Raw genomic sequence first — 6,803 nt, 5'->3', positions numbered from 1 at the left:
CCCGAACATGTCGCGTGGGTGCAAAATGAGCTCAACGAAACACCCCGACAAATCCTCGGCGGCGCAACCCCACGTGAAATACTTAACGAACTATTCAAGCGTGGCGCATCCACCGCTTGATTCCGCCATATGCGGTCCCTTTTTGGAAATCTGGTCCCCTTGTAAGCGCTCCGGGGCAGGGGAGAGGCTAGTGGACGTCTCCCTTAGCCTCGGTCGGGGTCAGCGGCTCCGGGTGGGCCTTCGACGCCTTATTGAGCGCCGCCATCAGATGGTAGACCACCAGGGTCGCGGCGGTACCCAGGGCAATACCGGCGAACTGTAGGTCGCCAATATCCCAGGTGTAGTCAGCAATACCTACAATCAGGGCCACGGACGCGGCGGTTAGGTTGACCTGGTTCGAGAAGTCCACGCGGTTCTCAACCCAGATACGCACACCCAGCATGCCAATCATGCCGTACAGCACGGTGGCAGCGCCGCCCAGCACACCGGCAGGCACAGACGCCACAGCCGCACCAAAGACCGGGAAAATCGAGAGCAGGACGGCAAAGACCGCAGCAACCCAGTAGGCGGCGGTGGAGTAGACCTTGGTTGCCGCCATAACACCGATGTTTTCAGCGTAGGTGGTGGTACCTGAACCGCCACCGGCACCGGCCAGGGTGGTGGCCAGGCCGTCGGCCATGAGGGCGCGGCCGGAGTACTTATCGAGGTTATCCCCGGTCATCAGCGCAACGGACTTTACGTGACCGATGTTCTCGGCAACCAGCACCAGAATGACGGGGATGAAGAGGCCAGCTAGGTTCCAGTGGAACTCGGGGTGCTGGAAGTGGGGTAGGCCGATCAGGCCCTGCTCAGCCCAGGTCTTTTCGATGGCGGCGAAATCGACCTCGCCGCGCACAACGGCGGTGATGTAGCCGATGATAACGCCCAGCAGAATCGACAGGCGGCCGATCATACCCTTGAAGAGTACGGAAATCAGGATGATGGAGCTCAGGGTTACCAGGGCTGTAACGGGCGCTTCCATGAAGTTGTTCTTAGCGGACGGGGCCAGGTTGAAGCCAATGAGTGCCACGATGGAGCCGGTCACTACCGGGGGCATGAGCTTGGTCAGCCAGCCGGTGCCAGCGACCTGAACAATCAGACCCACAATGAAGAGGGAGATACCGGCCATGACGATACCGCCCAGGGCACCGCCGGGGCCGTACTGGTTGGTGGCAGCTGCTAGGGGTGCAATGAAGGCGAAGGACGAGCCCAGGTAGGAGGGCACACGTCCTGCGGTGATCAGCAGGAAGAGCATGGTGCCGACACCCGAGAAGAAGAGGGTGGTGGCAGGCGGGAAGCCGGTCAGCAGCGGCACCAGGAAGGTCGCACCGAACATAGCAACCACGTGCTGGGCGCCGATGCCGATGGTGCGGCCCCAGGTGAGGCGTTCGAGGGGGCGGACGACCCCGCCCGGGGTGATATTTTTGCCGTCGCCGTGTAGGGTCCAGGCGAGGCCAAGCTGTGAGCCCTTTTCGGGCTGGGAACCGTTAGACATGAGATGCTTTCGCAGTGTGTGGGTAAATCGTCCTTATTGTACGCCGTGGAAGAGGTGCACGGACGCCCGTTAGTGGGGGAGGCGGTGTGATTTAGGTAGAGATGCGTGCTTTGGCGCCGTTTTTATTTTCCCCTGGGAAAAAATGAGCTTTGGCTGATGTTTAATGCCAGGCTCCGGCTCGCCATATTTTTCCATTAACTTCACCTCGGATAGCAGGATCAATGAGGGCTTTAGCTATGCTTAGTGCCTCGTCATAAGACTCGGGTGCTTTCCCCTTCTTTATTTTTCGGTTCGTATATAAAGTCTTCCAGGAGTCGGGGCAGAGTAGCCCTTCGGTGTACCGGGTGATTCCGCGTTCGAGACGCTCGGATTCTAAAGCCGTGTGAAGCTGGGTGCCGTCAATCGTTTCCGTTAACGCTATATGGACGATATCAACCAAATCTTTGACTCTAGTACTTGGATTCTCTTTGCCCAACTGCTCATAGGTTTGCATCGTGGCAGCTACCTTGTCAGCTAAATGATCCACGATCGGGTAGAGTAAAATCAGTGGAAGCTCTGTTTGTAAAGCATCTTCAAGCGGTTGTGCGCGTCTTTCTTCTAGCTCACCGGTCACCTGGCAACCCACCACTATATCAATTGAGATGGGGTTGGGGACTCTTCGACCAAACTCATTCAAAAGGTGAACCCGAATACTTGTGCTCTGCCGATTGCCTGCAACCGTTATACGGCCAGGATCGCTTTCGCATTCGAAACTGATATCAAACGGCGCAGTTGATATCTCTTTGAGGTCCTCTTTGAACTCTTCAACTGCTTTCTGGATATCTTCCGCACTCTGATTAAAAATATCCAGATCACGAGTAGCTCTTGCGTCAGGGTCTCTCCAGACGAGAGCCGTGCCACCCTTCAATACCCATCTCTTATCTGTATTCGCGAAGATGCGGGCGAGCACGATACTGCGATGATAGTGTTCTACCCGTTCAGCTTTAGAAATCGTTGCAAACTGCCCTCTGCCACCGTTAGCAGAAGCTCTACCCTGGCGATAACTTCTCGGCTCATGATTCATCTGTGGTCTCCTACGGTTCTGCTACTTTTCCGGAAAGCGAGGTCTTGGAGGTGGGGTAGTTTTCTGTGATGTTGTGAAGCATTAGTTCAAGCTGCTGGCTCCATATCTTTGCTATCTGTTCGCTGACGTCCGGGAAATTCTGTCTAGCGATATCCTGGGCAAAACTTGCTTGCTCCACTTCATTCGAAGCTGCTGAAAATAGGGCTGAAAAAATATCTGACCCGTTGATCCCATAGACCTTTTCGAAGCGGGCAGATTCCTTGTGTAGTCTCTGCCAATCAATATCAAGGTTCTTTTGAACCGCTCCCAGCAACAGAGCGCTGACGTGTTCTAGTTCTTCGCCATCGGCTAGTAAATCAAGCACGGTGCGAGTAACTGTAGTTATTCGTATCCCCTGTACTGTTGCAAGATCAGCGGCAGGAATCGTCCGTACCCGGATATGGATGTCATCCGCCCTTGATTGTTTCCGGTGCGGGGAGAAGAACTCATGTTTGTGGGTCATGAGGTTGCCGACCCCAAACATATGCGCGGCTGATGAGGTTGCTGCCACGGCGCATGCATTGTCAGCCAGTCGCTCTGCTACTGTTTTGGCCGGATCAAGTGAAAGCCAAGCTGCCCGTAGATCTTCGAGGTTGTCGCTCTGAAATGGCTCTGTGGAGTAAACCCCTCTGCGCACCTGACGGATTCTGCCTGCTTGTGCTAGACGATGGACCTTCAAACGTGTCAGATCCAGATTTTCGGCCTGTGCAGTAGTGAACAGGCCGTACTGCTCAGCTGCAATTTCTCTTACTTCCTCAAAAGTCATGCTTCAATTGTTGCATATAATGAAACATATGCAGCTATTTTATGAATAAAGATGAAAGAGTGGTATAGCGTATGGTCGTGCTCGCGCCGAAGAGCGGGAAATATGTATCAGGGTTTGCACCGTGCGAACCGCACAGAAATAAATGAAATATTACAGGCTCTATGAGACCGGGGTCATCGACAGGTAAACTAAGTATGCCTACTCTTTAAAAGGAGAGAGTCTTGCCGTCCTTGCCCCGCGGGTGACGGCTCCTACCGCCGCCGACCCTAAGGGCCGATACGTGACCACAGTTCTTGCGCTTTTCCTGCTTGTGTCCATAGTGACCCCCTGGCTTTACCGCCGCATGGGCACCTCAACCTTCTACCTGCTGGCCGCTATTCCAGCTGCCGTGCTCGCCCTGGTGCTGACTAAAACCGGCCAGATTCTTGGCGGCACTCCCTGGAGCGAGAGCTACCAGTGGATTCCCGAGCTGGACATGGCGCTCACCTTCCGCATGGACACCCTCTCGTGGGTCATGAGCCTGCTGGTCCTGGGTGTAGGCTCCCTGGTGCTTTTCTACTGCGCCAGCTACTTCAAGCACTCCACCGGCGATAACGGCCAGTTCGCGGCCTACCTCTTCGGCTTTGCCGGTGCTATGTTCGGTCTGATTACCGCAGATGACTTCATTCTCTTGTTCATCTTCTGGGAAATCACCACCATTCTCTCCTACCTGCTCATCGGCTATTCCCGCCACCGCCTCTCAGCCCGCCGTTCCGCCCTGCAGGCCCTCACGGTCACTACCGCTGGTGGCCTGGCCATGCTGGTCGGTATCGTCATGCTGGGCTACAGCCTGGGCACCTACTCTCTGGCCGAACTCGTGGAGCGGGGCCCGAGCGTCCTTGCCGCCGCCCAGGAAGGGCACGGCCCCCTGACCATGGGCATGCTCTCTGCCGCCCTCGTGCTGATTCTCTGCGGTGCCCTCTCCAAATCAGCGATTTTCCCCCTGCATTTCTGGCTACCCGGCGCTATGGCTGCCCCCACTCCGGTTTCCGCCTACCTGCACGCGGCGGCGATGGTTAAGGCCGGTATCTACATCCTGCTGCGCCTGGCTCCCGGCTACGGCGAGGTGGCAATCTGGCAGAACGTCCTGATTATCTTCGGCGCCTTCACCATGGTGTTCGGCGGCTGGGCCGCCCTCAAGCAGACCGACCTCAAGCTGATTCTGGCCTACGGTACCGTCTCGCAGCTGGGCTTCCTGGCCCTGGTGATCTCCGGGGGAACTCCGGACGCCATCTACGCGGCTATGGCGCTCATGGTGGCTCACTCCCTGTTCAAGGCAACCCTCTTCCTCTCGGTCGGTATTATCGACCACCAGTCCGGCACACGCGACATCCACAAGCTCTCGGGTATCTACCGCCGTGCCCCTAAGCTGGCTATTGTCGCCACTATCTCAGCGGCCTCAATGGCGGGTATTCCGCCCCTGGCAGGTTTCGTGGCCAAGGAAGCGGTGCTCGAAACCTACCTCTCCCACACCACCGGCTGGCAGGGGGCAACCACCCTGATCGCCATCGTCCTGGGCTCTATTCTCACTTTCGCCTACTCAGCCCGCTTTGTCTGGGGTGCCTTTGCCGTCAAGCCCTACGCTTACATGCACAAGGAAGGCGTCAAGTACTGCCGCGTAGAAAAGGGCACCGCCGACTTCGAAGAGGTCGACAACGGCGATATCGATATCAACACCCGGGCCCTTGCCCGCAACCGCCGCGGCCAGAAGCTCAGCCCCGATACGGCCTTCCACCCGGTCTCCTTTACCTTCCTCTTTGCCCCGGCGGTACTGACCGTCCTGACCCTTGTTTACGGTCTCTACCCCGAGCCGGTGCACCTCTTCGTCAAGCCCTTCCTCAAGGCCTTCCCCGAAACTGCCGCCGAACTTGAGCTCCACCTGGCCCTGTGGCACGGCATCACCCCCGCCCTGCTGACCTCCCTGGTCATCATGGCCATCGGCGCCCTGCTCTTTATCTTCCGCAAGCAGATTGAAGAGCTGCAGGGTATTCTGCCCTCGGCCCCCAGCGCATCTATCGTCTACCGCGACGTGATTGACGCGCTGGATCGCCTGGCCGTGTGGGTCACCGGTATGACCCAGCGAGGCTCCCTGGGCTTCTACCTGGGCGTTATTCTGATTACCGCTGTGGTAGTGCCCTTCGCGGCCCTCTTTATCAACGAGACCCCGCCGCTGGCTAACGTGCGTGTCTCGGAGTCCCCGGCTCAGTGGGCTATTGCCGTGGTCATGATTGTGGCGGCCCTGGTTGTTGTCTTCGTGCGCAAGCGCTTTTTGGCCATCATGATGGTCTCGGTGACCGGCTACGGAATGGCCATTCTCTTCGCCCTGCGCAGCGCCCCCGACCTGGCGACCACCCAGCTCCTGGTTGAAACCATTGTGCTGGTAGCCTTTGTGCTGGCTATGCGTGTGCTGCCTCGCCAAATTCCCCGTATCCGCTCCAAGGACGGCAAGGACGGGGCCCACAAGACCCTGCGCATCATCATTGCCCTGGGCTTCTCAGCCCTCATGATGGCCCTGGCCATGTTCACCTTCTCATCCCGCTCCCTCGACCCCATCTCGCTTGAGATGCCCCGCCTGGCCTACGAAATTGGCCACGGCTACAACGTGGTCAACGTGACCCTGGTCGATATGCGTGGCTGGGACACCTTCGGCGAAATCTCGGTGCTGGCTCTGGCAGCTACCGGCGTTGCCTCCCTGCTCTTCATCGAAGGACGCGCCGACTCGGCGTCCGCGCGCAGGCTCGACACCCAGGCCATGAAGAAAATCGAGAGCTCCTTCGCCAAGCGTACCCAGATTACTGTGGCCCAGCGCGTGGCAGGCCAGTTCTCCTCGGTAGAGCGCGACCCCTTCATCGTGGCAGGCCGTACCCTGCCCCCCGAGTCCCGCTCGATTCTGCTGGAGGTTATGACCCGCCTGCTCTTCCACACCCTCATCATCGTCTCCTTCTACATGCTGATTGCCGGCCACAACCTGCCCGGCGGCGGCTTTGCAGGTGGCCTGATGGTGGGTCTGGCCTTCGCCGTGCGCTACCTGGCCGGTGGCGGTGCTGAACTGCGGGCAGCGTCCCCCTTCTCCGCCGGTACCTTCCTGGGCGTCGGCCTGGGTATCGCTACCCTCTACGCCCTGGCCCCGGCCCTCTGGGGCGACCCCGTCTTCTCCAGCTACGTGTTGGACTTCTGGCTGCCGGTCTTTGGCGACGTCCACTTCGTCACCGCCACCATCTTCGATATCGGTGTCTACCTGCTGGTGATCGGCCTGGTGCTCGATATCCTGCGTAGCCTGGGTGAGCGCATTGACCTCAAGTTGGTAGCTGAGCGCCGCAAGAAAGAGAAGCAAGCCCGCGACAAGGCACGAAAGGCATAAA

The 6,803-nt window shown here is 58.2% G+C and carries 4 protein-coding genes; 1 reads left to right on the top strand and 3 read right to left on the bottom strand.

Annotated features, from left to right (window positions below; all coding sequences use genetic code 11):
- Window positions 1-187: 187 nt before the first annotated feature.
- The 3 genes from L6758_RS10550 to L6758_RS10540 all read right to left on the bottom strand — a co-directional run bounded on the left by L6758_RS10550 (window position 188) and on the right by L6758_RS10540 (window position 3,402).
- On the bottom strand, window positions 188-1,534 hold the full coding sequence (locus L6758_RS10550; RefSeq protein ID WP_237199157.1) for a uracil-xanthine permease family protein: 1,347 nt from the start codon (window positions 1,532-1,534) through the stop codon (window positions 188-190).
- A gap of 160 nt (window positions 1,535-1,694) precedes the next feature.
- Window positions 1,695-2,597, bottom strand: coding sequence for a nucleotidyl transferase AbiEii/AbiGii toxin family protein (locus tag L6758_RS10545; RefSeq protein WP_237206031.1), 903 nt, complete (start codon window positions 2,595-2,597; stop codon window positions 1,695-1,697).
- 10 nt (window positions 2,598-2,607) lie between these two features.
- Window positions 2,608-3,402 carry a type IV toxin-antitoxin system AbiEi family antitoxin domain-containing protein gene (locus tag L6758_RS10540; protein ID WP_237199159.1) on the bottom strand — a complete coding sequence of 265 codons (795 nt, stop codon included), beginning with the start codon at window positions 3,400-3,402 and terminating at the stop codon, window positions 2,608-2,610.
- A gap of 280 nt (window positions 3,403-3,682) precedes the next feature.
- Between L6758_RS10540 and L6758_RS10535 the strand changes: the two genes are divergently transcribed.
- Complete coding sequence (locus L6758_RS10535; RefSeq protein WP_237206032.1) at window positions 3,683-6,802, top strand: Na+/H+ antiporter subunit A; 3,120 nt, start codon at window positions 3,683-3,685, stop codon at window positions 6,800-6,802.
- Window position 6,803 lies beyond the last annotated feature (1 nt).

Origin of the sequence: Rothia nasimurium (genome assembly GCF_928382285.1) — a bacterium.
Lineage (GTDB): Bacteria > Actinomycetota > Actinomycetes > Actinomycetales > Micrococcaceae > Rothia > Rothia nasimurium_E.
The sequence above is the reverse complement of the archived record's forward strand: the minus strand, read 5'-3'. Positions and strand labels throughout refer to the sequence as shown.

What these genes read in the sequence shown, in the direction of transcription:
- L6758_RS10550 (WP_237199157.1), bottom strand. Translation starts at nt 1,534, where the DNA reads ATGTCTAACGGTTCCCAGCCCGAAAAGGGCTCACAGCTTGGCCTCGCC.
- L6758_RS10545 (WP_237206031.1), bottom strand. Translation starts at nt 2,597, where the DNA reads ATGAATCATGAGCCGAGAAGTTATCGCCAGGGTAGAGCTTCTGCTAAC.
- L6758_RS10540 (WP_237199159.1), bottom strand. Translation starts at nt 3,402, where the DNA reads ATGACTTTTGAGGAAGTAAGAGAAATTGCAGCTGAGCAGTACGGCCTG.